14 protein-coding genes are annotated in these 15621 nt (G+C 66.9%); 6 read left to right on the top strand and 8 right to left on the bottom strand.

Annotated features, from left to right (window positions below):
- Positions 1–43: 43 nt before the first annotated feature.
- The 6 genes from Q0Q36_RS14975 to Q0Q36_RS14950 form a co-directional block, all read right to left on the bottom strand.
- Positions 44–1633 (bottom strand): ABC transporter substrate-binding protein, encoded by a 1590-nt coding sequence (locus Q0Q36_RS14975; protein ID WP_293798999.1) that lies wholly within the window; start codon positions 1631–1633, stop codon positions 44–46.
- A gap of 57 nt (positions 1634–1690) precedes the next feature.
- A complete protein-coding gene (locus Q0Q36_RS14970; RefSeq protein WP_293798998.1) occupies positions 1691–3199 on the bottom strand; it encodes a serine hydrolase in 1509 nt (502 codons plus the stop codon).
- Between the two features lie 11 nt (positions 3200–3210).
- A complete protein-coding gene (locus Q0Q36_RS14965; protein WP_293798997.1) occupies positions 3211–4371 on the bottom strand; it encodes an amidohydrolase in 1161 nt (386 codons plus the stop codon).
- 123 nt (positions 4372–4494) lie between these two features.
- Positions 4495–4710 carry a hypothetical protein gene (locus Q0Q36_RS14960; protein ID WP_265057609.1) on the bottom strand — a complete coding sequence of 72 codons (216 nt, stop codon included), beginning with the start codon at positions 4708–4710 and terminating at the stop codon, positions 4495–4497.
- 93 nt (positions 4711–4803) lie between these two features.
- Positions 4804–5544: a M48 family metallopeptidase gene (locus Q0Q36_RS14955; RefSeq protein WP_293798996.1), complete on the bottom strand. Its 741-nt coding sequence runs from the start codon at positions 5542–5544 to the stop codon at positions 4804–4806.
- A gap of 42 nt (positions 5545–5586) precedes the next feature.
- On the bottom strand, positions 5587–6891 hold the full coding sequence (locus Q0Q36_RS14950) for a polyhydroxyalkanoate depolymerase (protein WP_293798995.1): 1305 nt from the start codon (positions 6889–6891) through the stop codon (positions 5587–5589).
- Between the two features lie 181 nt (positions 6892–7072).
- Here Q0Q36_RS14950 and Q0Q36_RS14945 point away from each other — a divergent pair, with 181 nt between their 5' ends.
- A complete protein-coding gene (locus Q0Q36_RS14945; RefSeq protein WP_293798994.1) occupies positions 7073–8425 on the top strand; it encodes an ActS/PrrB/RegB family redox-sensitive histidine kinase in 1353 nt (450 codons plus the stop codon).
- 84 nt (positions 8426–8509) lie between these two features.
- A complete protein-coding gene (locus Q0Q36_RS14940; RefSeq protein ID WP_293798993.1) occupies positions 8510–9076 on the top strand; it encodes an ActR/PrrA/RegA family redox response regulator transcription factor in 567 nt (188 codons plus the stop codon).
- Between the two features lie 10 nt (positions 9077–9086).
- On the opposite strand, the gene Q0Q36_RS14935 is transcribed toward Q0Q36_RS14940, so the two are convergent.
- Complete coding sequence (locus Q0Q36_RS14935; RefSeq protein ID WP_293798992.1) at positions 9087–9554, bottom strand: MmcB family DNA repair protein; 468 nt, start codon at positions 9552–9554, stop codon at positions 9087–9089.
- 51 nt (positions 9555–9605) lie between these two features.
- Positions 9606–10622 (bottom strand): LacI family DNA-binding transcriptional regulator, encoded by a 1017-nt coding sequence (locus Q0Q36_RS14930; protein ID WP_293798990.1) that lies wholly within the window; start codon positions 10620–10622, stop codon positions 9606–9608.
- Between the two features lie 172 nt (positions 10623–10794).
- Between Q0Q36_RS14930 and Q0Q36_RS14925 the strand changes: the two genes are divergently transcribed.
- From Q0Q36_RS14925 to Q0Q36_RS14910, 4 genes are all read left to right on the top strand, one after another.
- On the top strand, positions 10795–11811 hold the full coding sequence (locus tag Q0Q36_RS14925) for a TRAP transporter substrate-binding protein (RefSeq protein ID WP_293798989.1): 1017 nt from the start codon (positions 10795–10797) through the stop codon (positions 11809–11811).
- Positions 11812–11901: 90 nt separating this feature from the next.
- Positions 11902–13749, top strand: coding sequence for a TRAP transporter large permease subunit (locus Q0Q36_RS14920; RefSeq protein WP_293799058.1), 1848 nt, complete (start codon positions 11902–11904; stop codon positions 13747–13749).
- 19 nt (positions 13750–13768) lie between these two features.
- The gene (locus tag Q0Q36_RS14915; RefSeq protein ID WP_293798987.1) at positions 13769–14323 is read left to right on the top strand and encodes a VOC family protein; all 555 of its coding nucleotides are present in this window, start codon (positions 13769–13771) and stop codon (positions 14321–14323) included.
- Positions 14324–14343: 20 nt separating this feature from the next.
- Positions 14344–15618 carry a ribulose-bisphosphate carboxylase large subunit family protein gene (locus Q0Q36_RS14910; protein WP_293798986.1) on the top strand — a complete coding sequence of 425 codons (1275 nt, stop codon included), beginning with the start codon at positions 14344–14346 and terminating at the stop codon, positions 15616–15618.
- Positions 15619–15621 lie beyond the last annotated feature (3 nt).

Here is a 15621-nt window from a genome sequence, read left to right as displayed (position 1 = left end):
CACGCGAACCGGTACCCACTTCGCTCGAAAATGCTCTAGCGCCTCACTTCTTCTCGATGTTCCAGAACAGCATGACCGGTGCCGCCAGGACGCCGGAGACATTGGTGCGGCGGGCATAGGGCTGGTCGAACTGGCCGATCACCCGATAGGGCTGCACTTCGGCGAGACGCTTGTGCAGCGCTTCCAGCGCGACCTTGCGGCTGGCATCGTCGGGCGCATCGACGAAGGCGCCACGCAGCTTCTCGGCCTCGGCATCGCAGGGCCAGCCGGCCCAGGCCCTCTCGCAGGCCATGTTGGTGCCGATATTGGTCAGCGGCGACTGCATAGTCGCGCCTGAAGCATAGGTGACGAACAGGTTCCAGCCGCCCTGATCCGGCGGGCTCTTGTTCTGCTGGCGGGTGGTGACGGCGCCCCAGTCGGCGAACTGCACGTCGACATTGAAGCCGACGGCCTTGAGCTGGGAAGCGGCGACCTCGGCCATGCGCCCGATCGGGGCGATGTCGTTGCTGGTTGAGAGCACCAACTTCTCGCCCTTGTAACCGCTCTCCTTCAGGAGCTCGCGCGCCTTGTCGAGATTGGGCTTGGCATAGCCTTCGGTCCCGATCTCGGTGCCGTTCGGACCGCCGCAGACGAAATAGGCGTTGCAGCGCTTCCACCATTCCTCGTCACCGAAGCCGGCCGCGAGGAAATCTGCCTGATCGGTGGCATAGGCCATGGCGAGCCTGGCCTTCGGATTGTCGAAGGGCGGATAGAGATGGTTCGGCCGCAGCATCACCTGGTTGGCGAGGTTCGAATAGCGCTCGACCTTGACCTGCTTGTTGGCCGAGATGACCGGGATCAAATCCTGGCTCGGCTGCTCCCAGATATCGATCTCGCCGGTCTGGAGCGCGGCGGCGGCGGTCGCCGCATCCGGCATGATCTGCCATTCGACGCGATCGACCTTGACGACGCGCCCGCCGGCGAGCCCGTCGGCCGGCTCGGTGCGCGGGACGTAGTCGGGATTGCGGTCGTAGACGACTTTCGAGCCGCTGCGCCATTCCTCGCGGTTGAACTTGAACGGGCCGGAGCCGATCGTTTCGGTGATCGGCTTCATCGGGTCTGACTTGGCGTCGATCTCGCGCATGATGACCGGGATCTGGCCGACGGCCGAGCCGAGCGCGAAGGGCACCAGCGCCAATGGGCGCTTCAGCTTGAGCTTGAAGGTGGCATTGTCGACCGCCTCCATGCCGTCGGTATATTCCGCGAGCTTGCCGCCGATCGTGTCGCGCTTCATCCAGCGTTCGAGCGAGGCGATGACATCCTTGGTCGTGACCGGCTGGCCGTCATGGAATTTCAGGCCGGGACGGAGCTTGAAGGTCCAGGTCAGCTTGTCCGGCGAGGTCTCGAAGCTCTCGACCATCTGCGGCTTCGGCTGGAGGTTCGAATCCCAGGCGAAGAGCGTCTCGTAGATCATCAGCCCGTGCATGCGGGTGATGACGATCGAGGCCGCAACCGGATCGAGCGTCTTGAGATCCGCATGCGGCGCGACGCGCAGGATGCGGTTCGAAGCCGGCTGCGACTGCGCCGATGCCGGAAGCGGCAGAAGCGCCGCTGCGGTCAGCAGCAGTGCGGCGGTGAAACGAGGCAGTTGCATCAGGCGTTCTCCTCCATCGTCACCGGCCCTGCGGCACCACCCCTCTGCGGAGCCGCCTCAGCCGGCGCGTTGCATTTGCAAAATTCTTGCCCGGTGGCCGGCAACCCGCAAGCCACCTTCGTCGTCGAGCCAGAGGCAGGGCCGCGACCGCCAGGGACCATGCAGGAGATCTGCGAGCGCACGGCCGTTCGGTAGCGGCGTCAGTTGCGACACGGTTCCGCCTGATGGCCAGGGCATCAGCGCGGTGCCATCGGTCCGGATCTCGATCTGCGCACCGAAACGAGGCTCTCGCCAATGCCCCACCAACCGCGGATCAAGCGGCGTATCGGCCGGCACGCGCCGAAGCGAGCGCTTGATGCCGCCGATCGCTCCGGTGAGGCGATCCGCGCCGTCTCGCTTCAGACGGATGTCGAGATAGGCCGGCAGGCTGCGCAGGCCGCCATCGCCATCGGTGACGAGGCGCTCGTAACCGCCCATGAAGCTGATCGAATCCGCGGTGAGTTCGGCCCAGAACGGCCCTTCATCGCTGGCGAACAGGCCGACCGGCGCATCCGCAATCGTGGGGAGTTCCTGCCCGAGCAGGGCTGCCAGCACGCTCAAAGCGGGCCAGAGCGCCTCTTCCTCGCGGTTGGTCAGTACGACGACGCCGACACCATGGACTGGCGACATCCAGAAATGATTGCGATAGCCGGTGAGCGAACCGCCATGACCGACGATCGCGGTCTCGCCGAGCCGGCTGCAGACGAGGCCGAGCCGATAGACGCTCTCGTTGCCGTCAGCGAAATGGCGCGGCGCGGTCAGGCGCTCCAGCATGCCGCCGAGCGGCCCGCGCCCGGCAAGCAGGGCCGAGGCCCAGCCGGCGAGATCGTGGGCGGAGCCGACGATGCCGCCCGAGGCTGAGAAATGGAAGCCGTAATGGCCGCGCCGCCAGGCCGCGCCATCGGCCCAATAGCCGGTGGCGAGGCCAGGCACGATCTCGGTGGAATCGTAGGGCAGGCGGAAGGAGAGGCCTAGCTCGCCGGAAAGCTCGGCGACGATCCGGCTATAGGGCTTGCCGGTGACCTGCTCCAGGATGCGCTGGCCCAGGCGCCAGCCGGTATTGGAATAGGCCATCTCGGTACCGGGCTCGGCACTCAGCGATGGGAAGCGGCAGGCCAGCGCGAAGACCTCATCCGCGCTCAGCGTCGCGGTGTAAGGCACGCCTAGCTGCCAGAACACCTCCATCATGTCCGGGAGCGCCCCGGTCATATCAAGCGCGCGGCCGAATTCGACCTCGGCGAGCGGCGCCGGCAGGTCCTTCAGCCAATGGCCGAGCGGGGCATCGAGCGGCACGCCTGCCTTCAGCAGCGCGACGGCCAGCACATGCTTGCTGATCGAGGCGAAGCGGTTCGGCGTCTGCGGCGTGAAGGGCACGCCGTAGTCGATGCTGGCGAAGCCGCCGGCAAAGGCCTCGCGCACCCCGTCGCGGTCGAAGAGCACGACGGCGCCGCCCGGCCCCGCCTCACGCTGCCAGTTCGCGGTGATCTCCTGTGCGCGGGCTGCGCCGCGAGTCCAGTCCAGAGCCATGTCCTGCTTCCTCAACCCTGCGGCCGGGCTTCGCCAAGCAGATTGCGCAGCGCCCGCATGAAGACACGCGCGCCGGGGCCGATCGCGTCATCCGGGAAGTCGAAATCCGGGTTGTGCAGATGCGCCGTCTCGCCCGAGCCGAGCAGGAACATCGCCGATTTGGAGCGGCGCCCGAACAGGCCGAAATCCTCCGAGCCGCGCGAGGGCGGCGTCGGGCCATGCGGCACCTTCTCCTCGTCCATCGCCCGACGCAGCATTGCGACGGCCTCGGGCTCGTTCTCGCAGTGATGGAAGATGTCGTGATAGCTGATCTCGACCGTCAGCCGGCCGGCCTCGGCCGCCTCGCGCGCCAGCCTCTCGGCGGCCTCGCAGAGCGCGCCCATCTGCGCATCGTTGACGGTGCGCAGGGTCGCCCAGAGCTCGCCATGGCCCGGCGCGATGCCGAAGGCCTGCTCGCCGATCTCGACATGGGTCACGGTGACCAATCGGAAATTGGCATCGAGCGGCCCGCCCGGCCCAAGCGCGGTCAAGGCGGGGATCAGCGTCGCGATGGCCGGGGCCGGCGAGCGGCCATGCTCCGGCGTCGAGGCATGCGAGGTCTCGCCGGTCAGGATGATCCTGATGCCGCGCGAGGCGCAGTTGGCGGCGCCTTCCGAGATGCGGGCATGGCCTACAGGCACGCCCGGACGGTTATGCAGGGAGAAGGCGTAATCCGGCACGATCTCCTCGAATTTCGGATCGGCCATGACGGCAGCGGCCCCCGCGCCGGTCTCCTCGGCCGGCTGGAACAGCAGGATGGCACGGCCCTTCTGCGGCGGGTTGCGCTGCAGGCCGCGGGCGAGGCCGGCAAGGATGGTCATATGGCCGTCATGGCCGCAGAGATGGCCCTTGCCGGGAATTTCGGAGCGATGGTCGCTGTCGGAGAGTTCCTCGATCGGCAATGCGTCGAGCTCGGCGCGGATCAGCACGGTCGGGCCGGGCTCGGCACCCTCGTAGATCGCAGCAACGCCGTTGCCGCCGAGTTCGGTGACGATGCGGTCGGGCCCGGTCGGCTTCAGGAACTCGACGATGGTCGCGGCGGTCTCCCGCTCCTCGCCCGAGATTTCGGGGCGGCGATGCAGCCGATGCCGGAGATCGACGAGATCGACCATATCGCTGTTGGTCAGGAACACGGATGAGGCCTCCCAGGCACTATGCCGGCCGGTGGATCACCGGCTCTTGCCTTGAGAGGTTCGACAATTCAGCCGCTTCGGCAACCCGCGTCGGTGCCGGGGGCGGCATGCGCGGGCGCGAGATCAGTTGCCGAGTTCGGCCTCGACCTCGGCATCGAAGGCCTGCGCCAGCATGGCGCGGCAGGCCTCGGCCTGCTGGCGCGCCGAATCCAGCGCGATATGGGGGAGAATCTCGGCGAGATCGCGCAGGGCGAAATCGACGGCCGAGAGCAGGCCGAGCACCGGCTCGGCAGCGGCAGCCGGCTGTTGCGGCAAACGGAACGCAATGACCTGACCCATAGGCATACTCACGCTGAAAGCGAATCGGCCTTCAGTGTGCGGGGCGAGCCTTCAGAAAGTGGTTAACGGCGGAATTGCGGCAGAGTTTCCGGCTTAACCATAGCCATGCAGGCCAGCGCCATGGCGCTTCAGCCAGGCTTCCGCCTCCTCGGTGCCGGGACAGAGCTTGTGGGTCAGCGCCCAGAAACGATGCGAGTGGTTCATCTCCTTGAGATGCGCCACTTCGTGCGCCGCGAGGTAGTCGAGCACGGCCGGCGGCGCCAGAATCAGGCGCCATGAGAAACTGAGGTCCCTTTGAGAGGAGCAGGAGCCCCAACGGCTCGTCGTGTCACGGATGGTGATCTTGCGGGCGGAGATGCCGAGCGTCGCGGTGTGGCGGCGTACCGCCTTCTCGATATCCTCGAGCGCGAGCTTCCTCAGGAAATCCTTGATCCGGCGCGCGACATGGGCGGCATCGCCCGCCACCGCGATGACGGGGGCGCCGTCATCGTCGCGCGTCGCCTGCGTCAGCCCGCGCGCTTTCGACCAGTGCACGATGCGATGCGGCACGCCGCGCAGAGGAATGCTCTGGCCGGGCTCGAAGGGCACCGGACGCGGGCGCTTGGCCATGCGCGCCGCGATCCAGCCGCCATGGTTCTCGGCGAAAGTCCGGCCGGCCGCGAAATCGGCGCGCTCGGGCAAGGTCAGGGTGATCTCGCCGGTCGCCTGCGAGACGCGCAGTGTCATCCGCCGCGCAGCGGCGCGGCGCTTGACCAGAACGGCATAGCGCGTGCCGGCATGCACGACCTCGATCCGGTCGGGGTCCGGCTGGCGCCTGAACAGGGAGATGCGCATCGCCCGCGATTGTGCGGGATTCGCGAGCGATACGAAAGTGCCTTAACCGACGACCTTGAGCGTCTTGCGCTGCTCACCGGCACTCTCGTTCCGGCGTCCCTTGGCCGCTTCCATGTCGAGGCTGACCATGAAGTCGGAGATGCGCGGCTGGATCTCGGCGCGGAAGCGCGAGCCGTTGAAGACGCCGTAATGGCCGACCTTCGGCTGGAGATAATGGACGCGCTTGTCGTCGGGGATGTTGACGCAGAGGTCATGCGCAGCCTGGGTCTGGCCGACGCCGGAGATGTCGTCCATCTCGCCCTCGACCGTCATCAGCGCGACGCGGCGGATGGCGGTGAGGTCGACCGGCTTGTCGCGATGCATCATCTCGCCCTTCGGCAGGGCATGCTGGACGAAGACGGTGTCGACGGTCTGGAGATAGAACTCGGCAGTCAGGTCCATGACCGCGAGGTACTCGTCGTAGAAATCGCGATGCTTCTCGGCGGAATCGCCGTCACCGCTGACGAGGTGCTTGAACATGTCGTAATGGGCGGTGACGTGGCGGTCGATATTCATCGCCATGAAGCCCGAAAGCTGCATGAAGCCGGGATAGACCTGCCGGAACGCGCCGAGGCTCGGGAACGGCACGACGGTGATGCAGTTGCGGCGGAACCAGTCCGTACCGCGCTCCATCGCAAGCTGGTTGACCGCGGTCGGCGAGCGGCGGGTGTCGATCGGGCCGCCCATCAGCGTCATCGAGCGCGGCGCGCAGGGGTCCGATTCAGCCTCCATGCGGGCGATCGCGGCGATGACCGGCACGGATGGCTGGCAGATCGCCATGACATGGGTGTCCGGACCCAGCATCTGCAGCATGCCGATGACGTAGTCGATGTAGTCGTCGAGGTCGAAACGGCCCTCGGAAAGCGGCACGAGGCGGGCATCGACCCAATCGGTGATGTAGACCTCATGACCGGGCAGGAAGGCCTCGACCGTGCCGCGCAGCAGCGTGGCGTAATGGCCAGACATCGGCGCGACCAGCAGCACCTTCGGCTGCGGCTTGCGGCGGCTCGCCTGGATCTTGCGGTCGAAATAGACCAGCTTGCAGAAGGGGCGCTCCCAGACGACACGCTCCTCGACGGCGACCTTGACGCCGTTGATGGTGGTCTCGTCGAGCCCGAAGGCCGGCTTTCCGTAGCGTCGCGTGACGCGCTCGAACAATTCGCAGGATGCCGCGACCGTCCGGCCGAACGGCGTATAGGTCAGCGGATTGGCCGGATTCTTGAAGGCCAGATGCATCGCATCCGAAACCCCGCGCACCGGGCTTACCATCATGTGAACCGCTTCGTAGGCATGGTAGGCAAACGACATGGCAGCCCCGTACATACGATCAATCGTCCTTCCGGCGTCGCAACATATGATGATGCGACGCAGCATCGCACCTTACGTTGATTTTGTTCTCATTCAACCCGGCGAAAGGCTAAGATTTTCCTGCCATGTGGATGAAGCAGCCAAAACAACCGGCCGGCGCCGCTCAGGAGACACTTGAAACGTGAGCTTTCCGGACCTTTCCGCCCCGGTTCTGGCGCGTTCCAGCCGCCATCTGCGCCTCGATACGCTTGTGCGACTGCGCTGGCTCGCCATCGCCGGGCAGAGCCTCGCGGTTGCCGGCGTGCATTTCGGGCTCGGCTTTCCCCTGCCCTTCGGCTGGTGCTTCAGCGTCATCGCGGTCTCCGCCTGGCTCAATATCGCACTGCGCATCCGCTTTCCGCTGAGTCATCGCCTGAACGACAGGGCCGCGACCGCCCTGCTCGGCTTCGACATCGCCCAGCTCGCAGCCCTGCTCTTCATGACCGGTGGATTGCAGAACCCGTTCGCGATCCTGTTCCTGGCGCCGGTGATGATTTCGGCCACGGCCCTGCCGCCGCAGCGCACGCTGGTGCTGGGCCTGCTGGCGATGGGACTCGCAACCCTGCTCAGCCGCTATCACCTGCCCCTGCCCTGGGCCGGGGACGACCGGCCGGTGCTGCCGGCCTTCTACCAGCTCGGCAACTGGGTCGCGCTCGTGCTGGGCCTCGGCTTTACCGGCATCTATGCCTGGCGCGTCGCCAAGGAGGCACGCGACCTCTCCGACGCGCTTGCCGCGACAGAACTCGTGCTGGCGCGCGAGCAGCATCTGTCGCAGCTCGACGGGCTTGCGGCTGCCGCAGCGCATGAGCTCGGCACTCCGCTCGGCACGATCGCGCTGGTTGCCCGCGAACTGACCCGCCTCGCCCCGCCCGACGGCGAGATGGCCGAGGATATCGCCCTGCTGCGCGAGCAGGTCGAGCGCTGTCGCGGCATCCTCGGCAAGCTCTCCAGCCTGCAGGACGAGGATGCCGGCCCGCTCGGCCAGCTCACTCTGCGCCTGCTGATCGAGGAAGCGGCCGGGCCGCAGCGGCCCTTCGGCACGCCTTTCGAGATCACCATGACAGGCGAGAAGCCGGAGCCGGTCTGCCGCCGCAATCCCGGCATGATCTACGGCCTCGGCAATATCGTCGACAATGCCGTCGATTTCGCGCGCTCGACCGTGACGATTGCCGGGGAATGGAATCACAATCAGGTCGTGCTGGTGATCGCCGATGACGGGCCGGGCTTCCCGCCAGATGTGCTGATGCGGGCGGGCGACCCCTATCTCTCTCGCGGCTCAGGCGAAGGCCGGGCCGGAGGGGGTCTCGGGCTCGGGCTTTTCATCGCCAAGACGCTGCTGGAGCGGGGTGGCGCGACGCTGGAATTCTCGAACCGGCCGGCGCCCGCCAGCGGCGCCTCGATCCGAATCAGCTGGTCCCGCGACGATTTCGAAGCCGATCTGCCTGTCGATGGGGGTACCCAGGCGGGCGCATCGGCCTTACATGAACCTGGCTGAGCGGGCTCCACAGTGCGCCTGACGGCAAAGTGAAACCCTAATGCGCGCAGCCGCAGCGCGCCGAGAAGCGGCAAGGAGAAGACGATGCAGGACGCAGCGAGCGAAACCGACAGGCCCGACCCGGCCGCCGACATGTCCCTTCTGCTGGTCGACGACGACAAGCCGTTCCTGACCCGGCTCGCCCGCGCCATGGAAGGCCGCGGCTACGCGGTCCGCATCGCCGACAGCGTCGCCGCCGGCATGGCCGCCGTCGAGGAAGCCGCTCCGGCCTTCGCCGTGATCGACCTGCGCCTCGGCGACGGCAACGGGCTCGACGTCATCGCCCGCCTGAAGGAGCGCCGACCCGACGCACGCGGTGTGGTGCTGACCGGCTACGGCAATATCGCCACCGCCGTCAGCGCCGTGAAGCTCGGCGCCTTCGACTTCCTCGCCAAGCCGGCCGATGCCGATGAGATCCATGCCGCGCTCGCCGCGCAACGCGACGCCCGCCCGCAGCCGCCGGAAAACCCGATGTCGGCCGACCGGGTGCGCTGGGAGCATATCCAGCGCGTCTACGAGTTATGCAGCCGCAATGTCTCCGAGACGGCGCGCCGCCTCGGCATGCATCGCCGCACGCTGCAGCGCATCCTCGCCAAGCGCGCCCCGCGCTGACGGCGCAGCCTCAGGCCAGGCCCTCGGGATCCTCGATCAGGGCGAGCCGGCTTGAAGCCAGCCGCGCCAGCGCAATGGTCAGCATCTTGCGCCGCGCCGCGCTCAAGGGATGGCACGGCGGCTCGCGCAGCAATTCGCCGCCATAGGCATCGGCGACGATCAGCCCGACATCGTCGGGCAGGATCTCCCGCGGGAATTCGGGCGCGACGGCGAAGAGGAAGCCGTCGCAATAGTCGCGATAATCCGGCCATTTGCCGTCGACGCGATAATCGGCGATGCCCGACTTGACCTCGACGACCCAGAGTTCGCCCGTGGGCGAAAGCGCGACGATGTCGCCGCGCCGGCCATTGGCGAAGGTCATTTCCTTGACGATTGCATAGCCGCGCTCGCGCAGGTGCCGGGCGGCGCCGCGGCAGACGATGCGCGTGATATCGGGCCGCGCGGGTGGCGGATTGAGGACGGAATCCGGAAGGGACATGCGCACATGTTCCCCCTTTGTTTCCGGAATTGCAAGCCTATGCGCGGTGTCTTAAGGCAGGTTCTCGCGCAGGATGATCTCGATGCTCGGCGTCGCCGTTCCCTCGAGGGCCGGGCGGCCGGCACGCAGATTGGCGAAGATCGCGATGCAGCTCATCAGCGCCGCATGGGGATGCTGGGTGATGACCGCATCCATCGTGCCGTCGAGCAAGAGCGCGCGGGTCGCGGGCGTCAGGCCATGGCCGACGAAGACGACCTCCTGCTGGCGGCCCGCCTCCTTCAAGGCACGCGCGATGCCTTCCGGCCCGCCGCCGATATTGTAGATGCCGGCGAGATCGGGATGCTGGGCGAGCAGGGCCTTGGCCTGGCGGTAATTGCGTCCCTCATCATCGAGCCCCTCGCGCAGGCCGACGACCTCGATCTGCGGGAACATTTCCTCGAACAGATGCAGGAAGCCCATCTCGCGCTCCTCATGCGCGCGGTAGCTCAGGCTGCCGGCGATCATCGCGACCTTGGCCGGGCGCCGACCGATGAAGCGGGCGACGAGATAGCCGGCCGTGCGCCCGGTCGAGCGGTTGTCGAGCCCGACATAGGCGGCACGGCGCGCATTGGCGATGTCGGAGATCAGGGTCACCGCCGGCACGCCGCGCTCGGCGAGGCCATTCACCGCCTCGCGCACGGCCGGATGCTCCAGCGCCATGAAGGCGATGCCGTCGACATCGCGCCCGACCTGCCGAAGCTGCTGGGCGAGGAGTTCCGGCTTGAAGCTCTCGATAAACTCGACGCGGGCGCGCATGTTGAAGGAGGCGAGCTGCTCCTGCGCCTCGGCAATATGGCGTCCCAGCATGGCGAGGAAACGGTTGCTGCCGGCCGGCAGCAGGAAGGCGAGCCGCATCGGCGTGAAGGCCTGCGCCGGCAGGGCGGGATCGAGGACATAGCCCAATTCGCTCGCCGCCTTCAGCACGCGCTGGACAGTCGCGGCGCGCACACCCGGCCGCTGGTTCAGCACCCGGTCGACCGTCGCGGTCGAGGCGCCGGACAGTGCCGCGACATCGGCGATACGGGCCATGCGCCGACGCTGGAGGCTTTCCCCGCTCCCGTTTCTCCCCGACGCATTCGTCATGAAATCACATCAAAAAGCATCAGTATTTGAGTTTGACCACCATCATTCCAGCTTCCTAATCTGAGGGCAAGAAGACCGCAATCAATCAAATCGCATCAGCGATACCGGGAGGATCACTATGACGAACTTCACGCGCCGCACGGTGCTGCGTACGCTCGCCGCGGCACCTGCCGCCTCGTTCATCGCCATGCCGCATATCGCGCGCGCCGCCGAGATCGAGCTGAAATACGGCAACAACCTGCCGCTCAGCCATCCGCTCAACATCCGCGCCCAGGAGGCGGCCGAGCGCGTCGCCAAAGAGACGAACGGCCGGGTCGAGATCAAGATCTTTCCGAACAACCAGCTCGGCGGCGACACCGACATGCTGAGCCAGGTGCGCAACGGGGGCATCACCTTCTTCACGCCATCCGCCCTCGTCATCGCCACGCTGGTCCCGGTCGCGGCGATCAATGCGGTCGGCTTCGCCTTCGCCGATTACGACCAGGTCTGGAAGGCGATGGACGGCAAGCTCGGCGCCCATGTCCGCGACGCGATCTCGAAGGTGAACCTCTATGCCTTCGAGAAGATGTGGGACAACGGCTTCCGCCAGATGACCACTTCGGGCAAGGCGATCGAGACCGCCAAGGAAATGGCCGGCCTCAAGATCCGCGTGCCGGTCAGCCCGCTCTCGATCTCGATGTTCAAGGCGCTCGATGCCGCCCCGGCGAGCCTGCAGTTCTCCGAGGTCTATACGGCGCTGCAAACCAAGGTCGTCGACGCGCAGGAGAACCCGCTGCCGATCATCCAGGTCGCCAAGCTCTACGAAGTCCAGAAGAGCTGCGCCGTCTCCAACCATATCTGGGACGGGTTCTGGTTCATTGCCAACGGGCGCGCCTGGCGCGGCCTGCCGCCGGACGTCCAGAAAATCGTGGCGGGCGCCATCAATGATGCCGGCGTCGCCCAGCGCGGCGACATCAAGAAGCTCAACGAGACCGTGCAGGCAGACCTGCAATCCAAGGGTCTCGGCTTCAACAAGACGGACCCTGATTCCTTCCGCGCCAAGCTGCGCGAGGCCGGCTTCTACAAGGAGTGGCAGGAGCGCTTTGGCAAGGAGGCCTGGGGCCTGCTCGAAGACGCCGTCGGCAAGCTGGCCTGAGGGGTGCGGGCGGGCCTATAAGGCCCTCAAAGCACAAGACAGGAAACGCCCCCGATGGATGCCCATAGCGCGACCGTTCCCGCTGCCGCCATGCCTGCAAACGGCGTCGGCCGTATCGCTGCCTATCTCGACCGTGGCCTCGGCGGCCTGGTCGAGACGGTCGCGGCCGTGCTGGTCGTGGTCGAGATCGTCCTCCTCGGGGCCGGCGTCATGGCGCGTTATGTCTTCCACGCACCGCTGGTCTGGTCCGACGAGCTCGCCTCGATCCTGTTCCTCTGGCTCTCCATGCTCGGCGCGGTCGTCGCGCTCCGGCGCGGCGAGCATATGCGCATGACCGGCCTCGTCTCCCGCGTCTCGCCGCAGACGCGGGCGCTGCTGGAGGCGGTCGCGATCACCGCCTCGATCGCCTTCCTGCTCCTGATCATCCCGCATGCGCTCGAATATGCCGAGGAAGAGAACTTCATCGTCACGCCGGCGCTGGAAATCAGCAATGCCTGGCGCGCGGCGGCCATTCCCGTCGGCGTCGGCCTGATGCTGATCGCGGCCTGCTGCCGTCTGCTGCGCTTTTCGTCGCTGAAGCCGGCCTTGCTCGCGATCGGGCTCACCGCACTCTTCGTGCTGCTGTTCTGGCTCGCCGGCCCAGCGCTCAAGCCGCTCGGTAAGCTCAACCTGATCGTGTTCTTCGTCGGCGTCGTCGCACTCAACGTCTTCTCCGGCGTGCCGATCGCCTTTTCCTTCGCGCTCGCCACCTTCGGCTATCTCGCCTGCACCACCTCGACGCCGATGCTGGTCATGGTCGGCCGGCTCGACGAGGGCATGAGCCATCTCATCCTGCTCGCCGTGCCGCTCTTCATCTTCCTGGGCGCGCTGATCGAGATGACCGGCATGGCACGCGCCATGATCCAGTTCCTGGCGAGCCTGCTCGGCCATGTCCGCGGCGGCCTGTCCTATGTGCTGGTCGGCGCGATGTATCTCGTCTCGGGTATTTCCGGCTCGAAGATCGCCGACATGGCCGCGATTGCGCCGGTGCTCTTCCCGGAGATGCAGAAGCGCGGCGCCAAGCCCGGCGATCTCGTCGCCCTGCTCTCGGCGACCGGCGCACAGACCGAGACGATCCCGCCCTCGATCGTGCTGATCACCATCGGCTCGGTCACCGGGGTCTCGATCGCGGCCCTGTTCACCGGCGGCATGCTGCCGGCGGTGGTGCTGGGCGCGGCGCTCTGCTTCGTCGTCTGGTGGCGCTGCCGGGACGAGGATCTCAGCAACGTCAAGCGCTATCCGAAGCGCGAGATCGCCAAGCTCGCTTTGATCGCGGCGCCGGCCATCGCCCTGCCCTTCGTCATCCGCGCCGCGGTGGTCGAGGGCGTCGCTACCGCCACGGAAGTCTCGACTATCGGCATCGCCTACGCGGTGCTGGCGGGCATCCTGCTCTATCGCCAGTTCGACTGGCGCCGCCTGCCGAAGATGCTGGTCGAGACGGCCTCACTCACCGGCGCGATCATCTTCATCATCGGCTGCGCCACCGCGATGGCCTGGGGCCTGACGCAATCCGGCTTCTCGCGCGATCTGGCGCAAGCGATGGCCGCCGTGCCCGGTGGCGCCTGGGGCTTCCTCGCGATCTCGATCGTCGCCTTCACCATCCTCGGCAGCGTGCTCGAGGGCATTCCGGCGATCGTGCTGTTCGGGCCGCTGGTCTTCCCGATCGCCAAGCAGGTCGGCGTGCACGAGGTCCATTATTCGATGGTCGTGATCTTCGCGATGGGCATCGGGCTGTTCGCCCCGCCCTTCGGCGTCGGCTATTACGGCGCCTGCGCGATCAGCAAGATCAATCCCGACGAAGGCCTGAAATATATCTGGGGCTACATCCTCGCCCTGCTCATCGGCCTCGTCGTCGTCGCTGCCGTGCCGTGGATCTCCATCGGCTTCCTCAGAACCTGATATTCAGAAAGCAACGCCCATGAGCCGCTTCTTTGGCCAGATCCGTCAGGCCGGCTACGTCGTCCCGGATATCGAGGCGGCGATGGATTACTGGAGCCGCGTGCTGGGCGTCGGGCCGTTCTTCTACAACCCGAAGGTCCCGATCAAGAACTACCGCTACAAGAGCGAGACCTACGAGCCGCATAACTCGGTGGCGCTGGCCAATTCCGGCCCGCTCCAGATCGAATTGATCCAGTGCCGCAACGCCGTGCCGTCCATGTACAAGGACTTCACCGATGCGGGACTGACCGGCCTGCAGCATGTCGCCTACTGGACCTCGGACTACGACGCCGATCTGGAGCGGCTCGTCGCCGAGGGCTTCAAGCCGGTGATGTCGGGCGAGGTCGGCGAGCGCGGGCGCTTCGTCTATTTCGACACGCATTACCATCCGGGCACGGTGATCGAGCTCTCGGAGGTCGCCGGCCCCAAGGGCGAGATGTTCCGCCTGATCCGCGAGGCTTCCGAGACCTGGGACGGCAAGGACCCGGTGCGGCCCTTCCCGGACCTGAGCAAGCTCGCTGTGGCTGCGGCCTGATATCCGTTCGCGCCGATCCCATGACCAGCGAACGCTTCGAAGCGACCTACCTCATCGAAACCCCGCTCGACCCGGCCAGGGTCGCCGAGGTGATGGCGGGCGAACAGTCCTGTGGCACCTTCGCGCGCGTTGCCGGCGAGACCGACGAATTGCGCGAGCGCGCACGGGCCGTCGTCACGCGGATCGACGAGCTGGAGCCCGCAACCGAGCCCAGCCTGCCGAATGCCTGGCTTGCCCGGAAGGGCGTCGGCGGGCCGTGGCGGCGGGCACGGGTCACGATCTCCTTCCCGGTCGACAATGTCGGCGCCAATCTCGCAACGCTGGCCGCCGTCGTCGCCGGCAATCTCTACGACCTCGGCGAGGTCACGGGCCTCAGGCTCGAAAGCATTGCCCTGCCCTGGTCCTACCGCCAGCGCTTCCCATTACCGGCGCAAGGCATCGCCGGGACGCGACGCCTGACCGGTGCAGCGAAAGGGCCGCTCGTCGGCTCGATCATCAAGCCCAACGTGGGCCTCAGTGCCGCGCAGACGGCCGAGCTCGTCGCCAGCCTGTGCGAGGCCGGGCTCGACTTCATCAAGGATGATGAGATCTCGGCCGATCCGGTGCATGCGCCACTGGCCGAGCGCATCCCGGCGGTGATGGCGGCGGTGCGCCGGCATCAGGACCGGACCGGCAAGCATGTCATGGTCGCCTTCAACATCACCGACGAGACCGACGCCATGCGCCGCCATGCCGACCTCGTGCAGCGCGAGAGCGGCTCCTGCGTGATGGCAAGCCTGAACTGGTGCGGCTTCTCCGCGATCGAAACCTTACGCCGCTCGACCGATCTCGCCCTGCACGGCCATCGCAACGGCTATGGCGCCTTCTCGCGCCATCCGCTGCTCGGCATCGGCTTCCAGGCCTATCAGGTGCTGTGGCGGCTGGCCGGCGTCGACCATATGCATGTCCACGGCTTGCAGGGGAAATTCGCACAGGAGGACGAGGAGGTCGTCGCCTCCGCAAGGGATTGCATCACGCCGTTGACCGATGGCGCCGACGACCGGGTGATGCCGGCCTTCTCCTCCGGGCAATGGGCCGGCACGGCGCAGGCGACCTGGGACGCGATCGGCCATGACGACCTGCTGTTCATGGCGGGCGGCGGCATCCTCGCCCATCCCGGCGGGCCAAAGGCCGGTGTCGCCAGCATCCGGCAGGCCTGGGCCGCCGTGGCCGAGGGCACGCCCATTGCCGAGACGGCGCGCGCGCACCCCGAATTGCAGCAGGCGCTCGACACTTTCGGCCGCAAGGCGAGCTAAGGC

It is taken from the genome of uncultured Allobosea sp. (assembly GCF_945957345.1).
Taxonomy (GTDB): Bacteria; Pseudomonadota; Alphaproteobacteria; order Rhizobiales; family Beijerinckiaceae; genus Allobosea.
The sequence above is the reverse complement of the archived record's forward strand: the minus strand, read 5'-3'. Positions and strand labels throughout refer to the sequence as shown.